Annotated in this window: 12 protein-coding genes; 1 reads left to right on the top strand and 11 read right to left on the bottom strand. The window is 42.1% G+C overall.

The genetic code is table 11. The annotated features are described in order from the left end of the window. Positions 1-8: 8 nt before the first annotated feature. On the bottom strand, positions 9-2,420 hold the full coding sequence (locus HNQ47_RS03490) for a glycyl radical protein (RefSeq protein ID WP_183327569.1): 2,412 nt from the start codon (positions 2,418-2,420) through the stop codon (positions 9-11). A gap of 159 nt (positions 2,421-2,579) precedes the next feature. On the opposite strand from HNQ47_RS03490, the gene HNQ47_RS03485 reads away from it, so the two are divergent. Beyond that, positions 2,580-3,500: a glycyl-radical enzyme activating protein gene (locus HNQ47_RS03485; RefSeq protein WP_221247980.1), complete on the top strand. Its 921-nt coding sequence runs from the start codon at positions 2,580-2,582 to the stop codon at positions 3,498-3,500. Between the two features lie 32 nt (positions 3,501-3,532). On the opposite strand, the gene HNQ47_RS03480 is transcribed toward HNQ47_RS03485, so the two are convergent. From HNQ47_RS03480 to HNQ47_RS03435, 10 genes are all read right to left on the bottom strand, one after another. Further along, positions 3,533-4,447, bottom strand: a complete 915-nt coding sequence (locus HNQ47_RS03480) for a DUF368 domain-containing protein (RefSeq protein WP_221247972.1) — start codon at positions 4,445-4,447, stop codon at positions 3,533-3,535. Positions 4,448-4,585: 138 nt separating this feature from the next. After that, positions 4,586-5,314, bottom strand: a complete 729-nt coding sequence (locus HNQ47_RS03475) for a response regulator transcription factor (protein ID WP_183327567.1) — start codon at positions 5,312-5,314, stop codon at positions 4,586-4,588. Beyond that, a complete protein-coding gene (locus tag HNQ47_RS03470) occupies positions 5,283-6,509 on the bottom strand; it encodes a sensor histidine kinase (RefSeq protein ID WP_183327565.1) in 1,227 nt (408 codons plus the stop codon). The genes HNQ47_RS03475 and HNQ47_RS03470 overlap by 32 nt, the downstream gene beginning before the upstream one ends. Before the next feature lie 117 nt (positions 6,510-6,626). Continuing rightward, entirely contained in the window at positions 6,627-7,175 is a 549-nt protein-coding gene (locus tag HNQ47_RS03465) for a phosphatase PAP2 family protein (RefSeq protein ID WP_183327563.1), read from the bottom strand. Positions 7,176-7,607: 432 nt separating this feature from the next. Next, on the bottom strand, positions 7,608-8,717 hold the full coding sequence (locus HNQ47_RS03460) for a sigma-70 family RNA polymerase sigma factor (RefSeq protein WP_183327561.1): 1,110 nt from the start codon (positions 8,715-8,717) through the stop codon (positions 7,608-7,610). 18 nt (positions 8,718-8,735) lie between these two features. Continuing rightward, entirely contained in the window at positions 8,736-9,269 is a 534-nt protein-coding gene (locus tag HNQ47_RS03455; RefSeq protein WP_183327559.1) for a hypothetical protein, read from the bottom strand. 11 nt (positions 9,270-9,280) lie between these two features. Then, positions 9,281-11,269: an AAA family ATPase gene (locus HNQ47_RS03450; RefSeq protein ID WP_183327557.1), complete on the bottom strand. Its 1,989-nt coding sequence runs from the start codon at positions 11,267-11,269 to the stop codon at positions 9,281-9,283. Beyond that, positions 11,251-11,424, bottom strand: a complete 174-nt coding sequence (locus HNQ47_RS03445; protein ID WP_183327555.1) for a hypothetical protein — start codon at positions 11,422-11,424, stop codon at positions 11,251-11,253. The genes HNQ47_RS03450 and HNQ47_RS03445 overlap by 19 nt, the downstream gene beginning before the upstream one ends. Then, complete coding sequence (locus HNQ47_RS03440) at positions 11,421-13,622, bottom strand: DEAD/DEAH box helicase family protein (protein WP_183327554.1); 2,202 nt, start codon at positions 13,620-13,622, stop codon at positions 11,421-11,423. Before HNQ47_RS03440 ends, HNQ47_RS03445 begins: the two co-directional genes overlap by 4 nt. Positions 13,623-13,634: 12 nt before the next feature. Next, on the bottom strand, positions 13,635-14,780 hold the full coding sequence (locus HNQ47_RS03435; protein WP_183327552.1) for an aminotransferase class V-fold PLP-dependent enzyme: 1,146 nt from the start codon (positions 14,778-14,780) through the stop codon (positions 13,635-13,637). Between the last annotated feature and the right edge of the window lies 1 nt (position 14,781).

Below are 14,781 nucleotides of genomic sequence, written 5' to 3'. Positions count from 1 at the left end.
GGTATGTATCAAAGCGTCTGCTCTGTTCGTTCGATGATATCATCCTGGGTCACTTTTGACAGAACGTTGAAGAAAGCACTGTATCCGGCCACCCGGACGATCAGGTCTTTATGCTTTTCGGGATGTGCCTGGGCATCCAGCAGTGTTTCGCGGGAAACGATGTTGTATTGGACGTGGTAGCCATGCAGGCGGTTGAAAAATGTGCGGATGAGCATTTCCAGTTTCTGTTTGTTTTCGGCCGTCGAAAGCATGGCCGGTGTCATTTTCTGGTTGAGCAGCACGCCGCCCGTGATTTTTTCTGTCGGCAGTTTGGACACGGATTTAAATACGGCAGTCGGGCCGTTTTTATCACAGTTGTGTGCCGGAGAACAGCCTTCTGCCAGCGGTTCATGCGCGTGCCGGCCGTCTGGTGTTGCCATTGTGCCCATGCCTTGGCCGACATTGGCGGAGATGCTGGATGTGCCGCCGTAGCGAATGCCGCCGATCGGACCGCGGCCGAAGCGCGTATTCGGATATTTCTTGATCTCATCCAGATATGAATCATAGGCATCGATCACCAGTCGATCCACGTCGTCATTGTCATTGCCGTATTTCGGCGCTTCATGGATCAACATTTCCCGGATCTTCTGGTTTTCCGGCGCGGTGAAATCATCCAGGATCGCGTTCCACAGCTGCTCCGGTGTGATCCGTTTTTCTTCGAACACCAGTTTCTTGATGGCGGCAAGACTGTCGGCCATGTTGGCAATGCCCACCTGCAGCCCGGAAATAAAATCATATACCGCACCGCCTTCTTTGATCGTCTTGCCGCGGCTCAGGCAGTCATCGGTCAGTGTCGAACAGAGGATGTCCGGTACATCTCGTTCCGAGGCCTTGTCGATCGCATTCTCCGTGATGACGCTGTAACGGGTCAGTTCGCGCACGGTCTGATCCCACGCTGTCATGAGTTCATCATACGAGGTCATGTTTTTGAAAAAGCCGTATCCTTTCGTAAATCGCCGGCCGCTTGTGAGATCGACGCCGTTGTTCATGGCTGCCAGCAGGATGCGCGGGAAGTTCATGTAGCTCATGCCGGTACAACGATAGCCCCATTTGCCCGGCACCGCAGTTTCCACGCAGCCGATGGCTGAATAGTTGTAAGCATCCTCCTCTTTGACTCCATATGAAATAAATGAAGGGATGATGATTTCATCGTTATTGAAGGCCGGCATACCAAAACCAAGCTTGACCACTTCAATACATTCATCGAAGAAACGTTTATTCAGATTTTTATGATAGCGGACCGTCAAGTTCGGCTGGGTCAGCCGCGTCTGTGCCACGGACTGAAGGACGGCAAACGAGAGCGCATTGACCGCATCTTTTTTATCGGGTGTCTGCCCGCCGATCGTCACGTTCTGATACATCGGTGATCCTGCGCTGCTCAAGGTGTGCGCCTGGCTTCTGACCTTATTGATCGTCAGGCTTTTGATCCACAGGTTCGAGAGCAGCTCCAAAGCTTCATCTTTTGTCATCGTACCGGTCTCAATGTCTTTTTTATAGTAGGGATACATATATTGGTCAAACCGGCCGTAGCTGAGCGAATGGCCGTTGGATTCGATCTGAAGGATCAGCTGGATGAACCAGACCGACTGAACCGCTTCCCAGAAGGTTTCAGCCGGTTCATACGGTACCTTATCGCAGATGCGGCTCATCATCAGCAGCTCTTCCCGCCGTGCACCTTCGGCATGTTCTGCCTGTTCTTCAGCCAATTCGCTGTAGCGGTGCGCAAAATTTTTCACCGCATCGATCACGATTAAGACCGCCTGATAAAAAATATTTTTATCGATCGCATCCGGATCGGTCAGATCCAGTTCATCCTGCAGCTTTTTAGCCCGCTGTTCATAGCCGTGAAGCCCTTCTTTCAGAACGCGCTGATAATTGACAGCCAGATGCGCATCCCCGGCATTCAGCTTGCCTTCCATGCCGAAAAATCCTGTTTCCATGAACACTTTTACACAATCCGGGAGCAGCACTTCCCCGCGGTCGCGCAATGTATTGTTCTTCCAGAACGGCGCAATGCTGCGCAGCTGTTCTTTGGTTTCTTCCGTTATATAGAAAACGTCGCCGTCCCGCTTTTCGAAAGTATCAAGCTCATCCATCACGAATTCCATCGTGTATTCCGGAAAGATCGGTGCGTTCCGGTTCTTGCCTGCCTGATTGCCGGCGATCAGCGTCTTGTCTTCGATGTAGATCGTCATATTGACAAGGATGTTCTTCAGCATCTCGGCGCGCAGCAGCACGCGCGGCAAATGTTGGTTTTTCCGGTATGTTTCCGTGACCAACATGGCCCGCTGGGCATCGATATATGGTTTTTCATCCAGCACTTCTTCGCGGAAATTTTTCATGCGTTCGGTCAATGTTCCAAAATGTTCTGCGTTCTCCATAGCTCCTCCTTATATTTCTATTGAAATATCAATAAGTTTCGTTCGTATTTTTATACTATCATACCTCCCATTAATGTCAATTAAATATTATTTATAAAATGATTTTTACTTTCATTCGTAATATTATTGTTTACTTTTTGAAATGAGTATGATATCTTGATGACGGAAAGCAGAGGTGCAGCCGTGCAGAAAGGCATTGTTTTCAATATACAGAAATTCAGTATTCATGACGGTCCGGGGATCCGTACGACCGTTTTTCTGAAGGGCTGTCCGCTTCGGTGCAAATGGTGTGCCAATCCGGAATCACAGTCCGCCAAGGTCCAGATCCTTTATGATGCATCCAAGTGCGTGCACTGTCATACCTGCATCCGCACCTGCCCGCGGCACGCGGTCCGCGAAATAAACAATCATATCGATATCGATGATGAGAAGTGCGGCGGCTGTCTGGCCTGCACCAAGGCCTGTCCGGGCAGGGCCCTGAGCCATGAAGGTGAGATGCGCTCCGTGCAGGAAGTCGTCGACATCTGCATGCAGGATGTGGATTTTTACGAAGAAAGCGGCGGCGGGGTGACAATTTCCGGCGGGGAGGGCATGAGCCAGCCGGAATTTTTAAAACAACTGCTTCCAGCCTTGAAGCAAAAAGGGATCCACCTTGCGATCGAAACGACCGGCGCGGTTTCGGAAACAATTTTTCATGAACTTGCCCCGATGTTCGATCTGCTGCTTTTTGATGTCAAGCACTATGATCCCGACAAGCACCGGGCCGGAACCGGTGTCCGCAATGAACAGAGCCTGGCCAATTTGAAATGGGCGATCCAAAGCGGCATACCGGTCCTGCCCCGTATCCCCGTTATCCCCGGATTTAACGACTCGCTGAGGGATGCCCAGGGGCTTGCGAAGCTGATCGTTTCAGCCGGATCCAAGGAGGTGCAGCTGCTGCCGTTTCATCAGATGGGAGAAAAGAAATACGATTTTTTAAATCGCAGCTATTCACTGAAAGGGCAAAAAGCACTTCATCCGGAAGATCTGACTGCCTACCGGCAGGTCTTCCTGGATGCCGGTCTGCATTGTTTCTTCTAAAAAAAAGCGATGTTGCCATCGCTTTTTCTCTGTTAATTTTTCTCCTGTGCCAGTCGTTCTGGCTGACTGGTTTCATGCAGCTTTACCGCCTGCATGCCGATCACCAGCACGATGCCGATCACGCAGGCTAAGAAGCTGAAGTTCGAAAAGCTCAGCGGTGCCTGCGGCACGTCCAGGGTCGTCGGTCCCATCACGATCGCATACAAGGAAGCGAGCATCATGCCCAAAATAAAGTAGATCATCTGCGGACGATAATGGGAAAGGCCGGCCTGGATCAGTTTGACAACGCTGGCTGCCCCGGCAAGAATACCGCAGGCGAAGATCACGATCGCCGGCAGGCAGGCAAACTGGAAATGCATCAGATCCTTTAGTGCGCTCATGATCGGCATATACGCACCGAAGATCAGCAGGATGGTCGATCCCGAAATGCCCGGTAGGAACATCGCACTGATCGCAACCATACCGATCAGAAAGAGCTTCACGGCCAGTCCGGCGCTGAAGGCGGACAAATTCATGGCAGCGGCTGCCGACTGCGTATTCAGAACCGTGATGCCGATGACCAGAAGCATGCCCAGGATCAAGAACGGCATGCCCTTTCGCCACTTCCGGTTCGTCTTCGCTTCATCCATGCATACGACCGGCAGGGCACCGAGAATAAAGCCGATAAACAACGAGCTGACAAAGTGGATGTGCTGTTCGAAAAGAGCGTTCAGCACGATGACCGCAAGGCCCATGCCGATGACCCAGCCGATGCCCAGTTTTACTAAGTACCGCAGGCCCTGCAGCTTTGCTTTTTTATTTCCAAATACCAGCTGATTGATCGAACCGATGAAATGATCATAGAATCCTAAAATAAACGCGACGGTTCCGCCGGAAACTCCGGGAACGCTGTCGGCCAGCGCCATGCAGAATCCGTCTGCTGCTTCTTTCACTATTGATTTTGACATAAAAATCTCCTCCTTAGGCTGTTTTCTCTGTAACTGACTGTGATTCGGAACATCTCTTTCCGGATCATCCAAATCTTAGCAGTCAGAACTAAACAGCCTGCAGGAGGATTCTAAACAATCTCTTAATTCTTTATCTTTTTATTCTGGATTTTTGTTCAGGCGGTAGCCGGCACCCCATACGGTCTCCAGGATCTTCGGATTTTTCGGGTCATCTTCGATCTTTTCGCGAAGGCGGTTGATATGCACCATGATCGTGGAGGTATCCCCGACATAATCATAGCCCCATATTTTTTCCATCAGCTGTTCGCGGCTGAAAACAATATTGGGATTCTGCGCCATGAACTTCAGCAGCTCAAATTCACGGTTGGGCAGGCGGATCTCCTGATCCTTTTTGAATACGCGCCAGCTGTCCGGCTGGATGCGCAGATCCCCGATCTGGATCTCCGGCACGGCGTTTTCCTCTGGCGTGCTGGTCTTGCCGGCATTTTCTTTTAAGCGGTGATACTGCCGCAGATTGGCACGCACCCGTACGGTCAGTTCCATCGGGTCAAACGGTTTCGGGATGTAATCGTCGGCACCGATGTTGAAGCCGCGCACCTTATCGATGGATTCATTGCGCGCCGTCACCATCAAGATCGGCAGATCGTACTTCTTGCGGATCTCTGCACAGATTTCATAGCCGTTTTTCCCCGGAAGCATCAGATCAAGCAGGACCAGATCGCAGGGATGCTCTTCCATGTAGGACAGAATGTTCTCCCCGTTTCGCAGTACGGTGGTCTCATAACCGGCCGACTGCAGGTAGGTTTCCTCGATCATGCTGATGTCTTCATCATCTTCAACGATCAGTATTCTGTCCTTCTCCGCCATCCTGGATCTCTCCTTCCTTCAGCACAAAGCTTACTGCCAGGCCGCCGAAGCCTTCGCAGTGGCTCTCCATATCGGCGCTGACCTGACCGCCCATCGCTTCACAGAGATATTTTACAATATACAAGCCGAGTCCGCTGCCCTCTTTCCGGCCGCGGGATTCATCGACGCGGTAGAATTCATCAAACAGACGGCCTAGTTTCTCCTTCGGCACGCCGCCGCCGTTATCCTGGATCAGAATTCTCTGACCGTCTTCTTCCTGCTGCAGCGATACATAGAAGCGCAGCGGGGAGACACCGGCGTATTTTTTACTGTTCGATAAGATGTTGTCCAGTATGCGCTGCAGAGCTTCCGGATCGGCCTGGGCCGGTTTGAGCTCTTCTTCCGGCAGATCACAGGTAAATTCAACATCCGCATAATCCGGCAGATCCTTTTTCGCATCGATATAATTCCGCAGATATTCTGAAAGATTCAGTTCCTGGACCTGCACCGGAATACCGCCGGTCTCCAGTTTTGAGAAATAGAACAATTCACTAAGCAATGTATCCATCTCGCCGCTGCGGCGATAGGCTGCCTGCAGGAATTTTTTCTGCTGCTCCGGCTCTTTGACGACGCCGTCAATCATGGCTTTGACCGCTCCGCGGATCGCGGTCAGCGGGCTTCGCAGGTCATGCGAGATGCCGGCCACCATTTCCTGGCGGGCCTTCTCATAGCGCGCGTTCTTTTCTTTTTCTTCTTTTAAATGCTGCTGCATGCCGTTGAACACGTCACAAACCTGTTCAAACTCTTTGTCGCCCTGGTAAACGACCGGAACGGAATAATCGTTGGCCCGGATGCGCTGGGCACCTTGTTCGAGCAGATCCAACGGTTCCATGATCTTTTTGGTGAGGATCATCGAGAAAAAGCGGCTGACCAGAATCAACGTCAAGATCGAGAGCGCCGCAAATACGACGGCCGCGAGAATAAACCAGCCATTGTGCACCGTCAGGTTCTCGATCAGTCTTTCTGCTTCATGTTCGGCAATGCGACTGTCCAGCGCATCTTTCAGCACCCTTTCTTCCTGATCCCAATATAGTTTTACACAGATCACGCCGATCCCGCCGCAGATCGCAACAGTGACCAGCGTCATCAGCGCATTCAGATAAAAGATCCGGCTTTTCACCGATTGAATTCGATGTGTTTTTATACGTTCTATCATTTTATTTCCTTCCATACTCATTTGATCTTTAAGCATGATAATTTTCTTATCATTATCATGTCACACTTTCTCATTCGTTTCCACGTTTTTCACTGAATCCTCGAAGATTTCACATCCTCAGCTTTTCAGCCCCGCCGCATGACTCGAAATCTCCGGGCATCTTTTGAATGTATGCATCTGAAAAAATTTGTAGGCCATCCAGCCGCAGAGCACGCCGACGGCAGCGCCGGCAAGAACGTCGGTCGGATAATGAACATACAGATACAGTCTTGAGAAGGCGATCAGGCACGCGAAGACCAGTGCCGGGATCCGCCAGTTCTTATGCACACCGGAATACCAGAGTCCGCTGACTGCCGCAAAGGACAGTCCGGTATGACCGGACGGGAACGAATAATCCGTCGGCCGCTGTACAAGTAGCGTGACCGCGGTATTGACATCACAAGGACGGATCCGCTGGAATACATTTTTCATGACAAGATTGCAGAGCACGATATCCAACAAGATCGCCGCGAAAATGATCAGGCCTGCCTTTCTGGTGCTTTTGCGAATGAACAGGATCACCGGAAGCAGGAACCACACCACGATGCCGTTGGAAATCAATGGCATGAGGACGTCCAATAATGGTGTCCGCATATTTTGAATTGTATTTAAGATTTGTATTTCCATATCCATACCTCCATGTATAGATCTCCTATCAGATCATCCATACTATAGAAGACAGATATTAATTTGCGTTTAGTCAAATCTGAACAATTTCTAAACTTTGATTGCCTGGTAAACAAGTAGGTTGGAATACACATTACGCTTTTCGGTATACTTCTATTAGTAACGTCAATACAGCAACAAAGTACATCATTTCATTTTATCTATAGATTCGGCAGTGCACTTATAAAAGTGTTAAAAATAAAAAAGCACCGTCAAATTAAAGACAATGCTTTATCTCTTTAAATTATAGAAATATTAATAAAAGTTAGTTCCAACCTATTTTTTTTACTGTCATAATAAATAATCAATTTTCTGCTGACTAATAAAATGATAATATAGATATTTCAAATCTTAGTAAATACTAACAAAAAAATAAAATATTTTTCTGAGCCATCAATAAATCTCAAAATTTCTTTCTTTGCATATGGCACTCAATCTTTTCAATGCTCTAGACTCTATTTGCCTTACCCTTTCTCTTGTGATACCAAGCATTTTTCCAACCGTTTCTAAAGTTTTTTCATCTCCGTCTTCAAAACCAAATCTTTCCTTAATCACAAATTGTTCCCGAGGTTTTAACATTTTAATAATTTCTTGAAATTCATCTTCTACACATTTTTCAATTACTCTGTCAGAAAAATCCTCTATGCAGAAGCATCTATTTTTGTAATTATTTGTTTTTGAATAATAATTACTTTTTATAAACGTTTTATATGCAGTGTCAATAGACTCTAATGGTATGCATTGGTATATGGCATCTTTTGCTTGTTCTACACCACAATTAAGTCTTTTTTGAACAAGTTTCAAAACCTCTTCAGACGTAAGCAGTTCATTATAATCATATCCTAAAGATTTCAATAGTGGATATATGGAAAAATAACTCTCTTTTTTATGAAAAGGATAATATATCAGAGCTCTTTGAGATACTTGTGTCCTCGAAATATTTTGCAAAATCCATAGTGAAGCATATGAGCTAAAAGATCCATTAGAATCCGGATCATATTTATCAGCTGCATATATCAAGCCAACGCATGCATCCTGTAATGTATCTGCCATATCGCAATCATATTCTTTTACTCTTTGTAAGGCAACACGTACGGCAATACGCAAATGCATTTCAATGACCCTCTGTCTTGCAAACGCATTTCCTTCTTTAAGCTGATACTTAAGCTGTGCCATTTCACGCATTTGCGGCGGTTTAATATTTTTGATTTTATATATGAAATCTTTTAATGAAGGATCTATTTCAATTACTCGTTTGAATGTCTCATTATAGTCAGTTTGCGCATAATCATCATATTCATCACTGTCTTGTATATTTGATGGTGCTGTATCATAGACTATAATTCCTCGCATCATAATCGTATTTGAAAGCCAATCTACATCTTCTATGGAAAGAGACCATCTATCAGCACTGCTCATAATATCATCAAAGAGAACATAACCTTTTTGCTCTGATAGTTTAATCAGGTAGCTATACGCCTGTTCTCTATAGTCGCTTCCCATATTCCCTTCACCCTCTTACTACTTCATACAAAGATTTAAAATATCTTCACTTTTTATCTCACTATTAAATCGCTCTTGAAATTCTTCAATAAAATCAAATAATCGATAAATATATGCATTTGGTTCATTTGAACCCTCGATTAGTTTTTCGTAAAGTACATCTACTCCGCCACGAACGTAACTATCAAAACGTTCCTCATCTTTTGGATCCTCGCCCATATTTCTAAATGCTTTATTAATACGTTTTTCTTCATTTGGCTCATAATTTGTGTCCAGCAACATGATGAGACGAAAATTAAACATCAGTTCCTCACTTGAATAAATAACCCTATCACCCATAATATTTTGAGTATAAACTTGACCCGTTTCAGGATTTTTAGTATTGTCTAGTTCTGCTGTTCTTCCATACAAAAATCCAATCAAAGGAGCATTTATATAGACGTCAACATTACGATCAAACAATTTTGCGCTACTTATCTCATCAAATGAGCTTGTCAGCATATCCACTCGTTGAGCGTGCTTTCCCTTAAACCTATATTGTTTATCAAACATTTCCATTCTCCTTAAATCAATATTGTTTCAAATTCATTCTTTTTTTCAAGCAGATGCTTGCTGCCTATTTTATCGCCCATATATTTTTCCGCAAGTTCTCCGTCAGTATCTTTTATAAAAATAACCACTTGTTCTGCCGTCCTAGGGAGAGCCTCACAAACTGTTTTAATTCTTCTCTTATCAAACGCAGACAACGGTGCATCCATTACGAGCGGATATGGTTCTGATGAAAGCAACTTATTCTCTTCATTGTTTTGATTCTCTCTTGCCATTTTAATTATTGCTGTGATAAAAGCAAATATTACAGCTATGCTTTGAGCAGTCGACGTTTCTACTTCTCCTTCATAGTCATTTACCAGTACCTTTATGTGATATTTTTCATCGATATTTAACGACAAGTCGCCTTCATAAATTTGCTTAAAAATATCATTTATAGTACTTTGAAGTTTTGTCCTAACTTTTAGCTCACTAGTCTTATAATCATTATCAAGTTCTTCATATATACGCTTTGCATAATTTAAATATATCTGAGTCCTTTTATTCGATTCATCTAAAATAGTTAAATTATTTCGTTCAGAATCGGCCCGCTTCCTTTCTTTTTCGATACCGCCTCTCTCTATATTCAGTTCATCTCTTGCAATATTGCTCTTTGTAATTGTTTCATTACACAGCTGAATCTCATTATGTATTGTTCTAACTTTCGCTTGTACATCTTTACTACTTAATTTTCTTTCAATCCTGTTTAGTTCATCTTCCCGATCGATAATTTCATCTGTCTGTTCACTAATTATGGCTAAATCTTCTTGAATCATTGCATGAACATTTTTCAATCTACCAGCCCTCGTTTTAGCCTCTCTTTTAAAATCAAAAACAGTAGTGCTTAGTGATTTAGGTGGAAGATAATTCATAAGTTCTTTTAATTTATTGTATGGAATTGAACCTTCATCTAAATGTGTTCCACAAATGCACTCTTTTCTTGCTAACAGGTACTCAACTGTCTTTTGATGCATAAATGGAATATCTTTGCCACCAAAATCATGATCTGCAAGTAATTCTAATGCTCTTTTTATTAGAGAAAGCGAGAAAAAAGAATATGTCGATACATTAAAGGTTTCACAAACTGCTTTATATACTTTTGCACGAGAGTTGATAATAACTTGGATTTCTTTTTGAAGCTTCTCTTTTTCTTCTTGAAGTTTCTTACCTTCTTCGTATTGCTTGATTTCAGCTGTCCTTTCATCTCTACGAGTCTGTGCAGCTATTATTTCTGAATCTAATTCTTCAATTTGGTCCTTAATTTCTTCTAATCGTTTATTACACTTTTCAATAATCTGTGTATATTCTTCTATTTTTTTATTACTCTTGCTGTTAAAAGATTTTTCATAACTTCTAATGACACCGTAACCGTTACGAGGATTGAAATGACTCAATGCACTGATCATTCCATTCAGGCCAAGCAACCCCTTCACTGCTTCTGCAAAATCATTTGACTTATTCCCTGTAGAAATATCTTTACTCATTTTTTCAATACGTTCGCCATCAAAAAAGAAATATTTTGATAATTCTTTTGGAAGAATTTTCTTCACTTCAAATTCGCACTGCGATTTTTTTACATAGCTAGTATTCCCGCTAGAATCTTTTGTTTCAATATCAAAAACAGTATTATCACCCTTAATATTGTTTGAATAACTCTTGTGATAGACTTGTTTTCTAATCAATTTATAATCCACTTCTCCATGATGAAGACAAAGAGTAACCTTAACAAGTTTTTCTTCTCCAGGTGTCATATCCGCGGCAACTTTTTTATTTAACATTACTTTATCTGAAAATGCGGTTTCACCATACATACACCAAAAAAAAGCCTGAGCAAAAGTTGTTTTTCCAGTTCCATTCTCTCCCAAAATAATAGTTACATTTTTACCATCTTGCCCTTGAGCAAAATCAATAGATTCATTTTTAAACTGTCGGAAGTTTTCAAGTTTTATTGATTTAAGCAACATTTGACTTCCTCCTCAATTTTTTTCTTAATCCATGCAACCATCTGCGCATCGCTTAAAGAACCTGTTTTTAAATTTCTATTTTCCTTAATAACTATAGTCTTTTTTAAGCGATCGATCGCTTTTTCATTAATTTCTAACTCTCCATTATTACTCATTTCATTTGCTCCTCTTCTATCTCATCAAGATGATAAACCTCTTTTATTTGCCAGATTAGGTTATTCGCTTCCATAGAATTCATTGCTAATCTTCCAAATTCTATAATCCGAGCAAGTTCGTTTTCTACTAATGTTTTATCTCGATTTGCTTGTTCGCTAGTCAAACCTGAAACAGCATCCAAAGGTCTTGGTAAAGTTACAAAATCATATATCTCTGCAAAAGACTTATTTGGTGCTTTTCGCAATACTCGTCCTCGGCGCTGAATATATTCTTTCGGATTTGTTGTACTTGCCAAAATGAATGCGGTTCGAATACTTGGAATATTTACACCTTCGTCAAGACATTTAATAGCAACAATTGCCTGTAAATCCCCATCCTGAAAATGCTTTTTAATCATAGAACGTTGTTCCATGTTTTCTTCAGAAGTAAATCTAGCAACACTCATTCCTAATTCGTTTCCTAAAATTTTTGTCACTGCTTCAATTTGTCGTATATCGCTTTCATCGTCTGGATTATCGTCTGTTTCTTCGATTACACGGGTTGCTCCACAGTAAACAAGAATATTGTTGTCATTTTTATATGGCTCTATTGCTTTTTTCAATGCATCTAATTTTTGTATAGCTCCTGCTACAATACGGGAACGCTTTAAAGCAAGTATCTCGCCACGTTTGTTCAGTTTATACTTTCCATCCTTGCCCTTTATCAGACACTTTGACATCTCATATGACAGTTCTTCATATGATTCAAGTTCAATATCAGATAGGTATATTAAAATCGGGTGATATTTATAAGGCGTTAATTTCTTTTCTTCAATAGCTCTTTCCAGTGTATATTCAATGCACTTTTTTCCAAAGAAATTATATAGGACAGCAGTTCCTTCTTCATCACGATAGCGATCTAGTGTAGCAGACAACGCTAACCGATATGTAAATCGATCATCTAAAAAACGAGAATATGATTTTGCACCGAAATTGTGAGCCTCATCGACTACCAGTAGAATTGGTGCTTTAATTTTTGAAATCTGTTCTTGAAGAAATTGGTTTGTAAATGTAGCATTTGTACAAATCACGCACAAGAACTTTTTATCATATCTTATTTTCTGATCTAATACAGCCTTCGAAAGCTTTTTCTTCCAATCTTTGTATTCGGGGTCACCATAGGCAACAATAGGACTCATATTGAATCGGCGAATATCTTCTACCCATTGTTCAACTAGATGCTTAAATGGCGCCACAATGATAACTGCTAAATCATCACGTAAATCTTCCGACAACTTGGCAATTGCACCGAGTCCTGTATAAGTTTTCCCTGTACCAGTTGCCATATCAAAAATTCCTCTATAATTTTCTCCAACCCATGCTGAAATGGCTTGTTTTTGATAATCATGCAGTTCAATATCATATGGAACCCTAGGTCCAATAGGACCAGCTTCTGCTACTTTCCATTCTTCTTTTGTCATAGTTTCAACATATATCTTATCACGTTTTCTAAACTGCTCATGATCAATATCAAAATTTGGCTCTTTTTTTCGATACTTTTCTATCAATACTTTGGAAATTTTAGGGAATTCTAATACTTGAAGATTTGGTTCAACATTATTCCACAGAGAAGTAAACGCATTTTCCTTAAGATTCACTCGCTCAGCTTCTTCACCCCTCCAATCACAAAAGACATCAATTGCTTCATAATTTATTGACATTGCCGTACGTGACTCATTCATTGAGCCAGAAAAAGCAACTCGATTACCTTCGAAATCTTCAATGATGCCCATTTTTTCGTGATACATCCCTAACCCATGATGATTATCAGTATATGCGATTCGAATATCCATCACACCATCAGCAATAAGATTAGCTAACAAATTCAATCGTTCTACAGAAAAATAATCTGTATATTGATCTGTCAGTTGTCTCATTAAGGCATTTTCTATGATTTTTTCTCGATTATCATAACCTGTATGAATCGCTTCAATATCTTCATCAGAGAGGTATGGAGAAGCAATAATTTCAATTTTTCCACCATTGCGTGCCATATCGCCAACGCCTTTTGATATCTCTATCAAAGAAGAAGATGAAAAGAAACCTACCGCACGACGATATAAAGTGGCTTCATGTAAAAGCGGTAAATAAAAATCTTGAATTACATTGTCTACCAATGATCGATATTCACTTTTAATGTGCTGATCTTTCAAACTCATAATTGACCCTCTCTATAGTTCCATTTCAATGTAATCCAATGCCTGCTTTAATTCATCAAAATCCTTGTCGGAAGTAAAATAGTTTACGCTAAATCTAATTGTTCCAGAAGGATGTGTGCCAATAAACTTGTGCGCTAAAGGAGCGCATTGCAGTCCCGTGCGCACTGCCACATTACATCGATCAAATATAGGGCCTGCACTATCACTGCTGACTCCTTCAATCAATATAGATACAATTCCTACATACCTCCGTTCTTTAGAATTTCCAACAATTCTGACAAATGGGTACTGTGCAAGCAAATCAAGTAATTGATTTCGATGTTCCTGCTCTTTATCCCATATTTTTTCTATTGTTGTTTCCTTAATCCATTTAAGTGCTGCATTTAGTCCTGAAATTCCAGAAATATTTAAAGTACCCATTTCATAACGCTGTGGTAAACTATTTGGCATATCCTGATTTGCTGATTCAAATCCAGTACCTCCAAAAATTACAGGCTGAAATTTTTTCTCTGGATTCATGACAAATCCAGAAATACCAGTAGGGCCGTACAGTGTTTTATGTCCAGCAAATACTGCAAAATCAATCGTGCTCAACCCAACGTTTAGATCCACTAATCCTGCAGTTTGAGCCATATCAACTAAGGTTACTGCTCCATATTTTTTTGCAAGATTGAATATTTTCTCAACTGGAGCAATTAAGCCTATTACATTACTAGCATGGCTAACAATAACAAAATCTGGTTTAACTTCATCAAACTGATAGCGAATCCGTTCCAAATCGTATTGCAAATCATCTGATACTTTTAATAAATGTACTTTGATCGAACCATTTTTCTCAAAATGATGAAGCGTTCTAGTTACTGCATTATGTTCAAATGGACTGATATAAACATTCGTTGCTCCATCAAGAATAATTCCTTGAATAATCAAATTCAGTGCAATTGTAGCATTTGGCTCAAATATCACTTGCTTTGCTGGACAATGGAGCAGTTCCTGGATTAAGGAACGCGTCTCGGCAATCATTTCACCCGCGCTTAAAGCTAATTGATAGTTTCCTCTGCCTGCATTTGCTCCAGCCGAGCGATAGAATTCATCCATGTTTTTATAAACACATTCTGGTTTCGGATATGTAGTAGCTGCATTATCAAAATAGGCCATT

It is taken from the genome of Catenisphaera adipataccumulans (genome assembly GCF_014202755.1).
GTDB lineage: Bacteria > Bacillota_I > Bacilli_A > Erysipelotrichales > Erysipelotrichaceae > Catenisphaera > Catenisphaera adipataccumulans.
Note: the sequence above shows the minus strand (reverse complement) of the source record. Positions and strands in the feature narration are given on the sequence as shown.

What these genes read in the sequence shown, in the direction of transcription:
- HNQ47_RS03440 (WP_183327554.1), bottom strand. Translation starts at nt 13,622, where the DNA reads ATGAGTTTGAAAGATCAGCACATTAAAAGTGAATATCGATCATTGGTA.
- HNQ47_RS03435 (WP_183327552.1), bottom strand. Translation starts at nt 14,780, where the DNA reads ATGGCCTATTTTGATAATGCAGCTACTACATATCCGAAACCAGAATGT.
- HNQ47_RS03455 (WP_183327559.1), bottom strand. Translation starts at nt 9,269, where the DNA reads ATGTTTGATAAACAATATAGGTTTAAGGGAAAGCACGCTCAACGAGTG.
- HNQ47_RS03490 (WP_183327569.1), bottom strand. Translation starts at nt 2,420, where the DNA reads ATGGAGAACGCAGAACATTTTGGAACATTGACCGAACGCATGAAAAAT.
- HNQ47_RS03445 (WP_183327555.1), bottom strand. Translation starts at nt 11,424, where the DNA reads ATGAGTAATAATGGAGAGTTAGAAATTAATGAAAAAGCGATCGATCGC.
- HNQ47_RS03475 (WP_183327567.1), bottom strand. Translation starts at nt 5,314, where the DNA reads ATGGCGGAGAAGGACAGAATACTGATCGTTGAAGATGATGAAGACATC.
- HNQ47_RS03480 (WP_221247972.1), bottom strand. Translation starts at nt 4,447, where the DNA reads ATGTCAAAATCAATAGTGAAAGAAGCAGCAGACGGATTCTGCATGGCG.
- HNQ47_RS03460 (WP_183327561.1), bottom strand. Translation starts at nt 8,717, where the DNA reads ATGGGAAGCGACTATAGAGAACAGGCGTATAGCTACCTGATTAAACTA.
- HNQ47_RS03465 (WP_183327563.1), bottom strand. Translation starts at nt 7,175, where the DNA reads ATGGAAATACAAATCTTAAATACAATTCAAAATATGCGGACACCATTA.
- HNQ47_RS03470 (WP_183327565.1), bottom strand. Translation starts at nt 6,509, where the DNA reads ATGATAGAACGTATAAAAACACATCGAATTCAATCGGTGAAAAGCCGG.
- HNQ47_RS03450 (WP_183327557.1), bottom strand. Translation starts at nt 11,269, where the DNA reads ATGTTGCTTAAATCAATAAAACTTGAAAACTTCCGACAGTTTAAAAAT.
- HNQ47_RS03485 (WP_221247980.1), top strand. Translation starts at nt 2,580, where the DNA reads ATGACGGAAAGCAGAGGTGCAGCCGTGCAGAAAGGCATTGTTTTCAAT.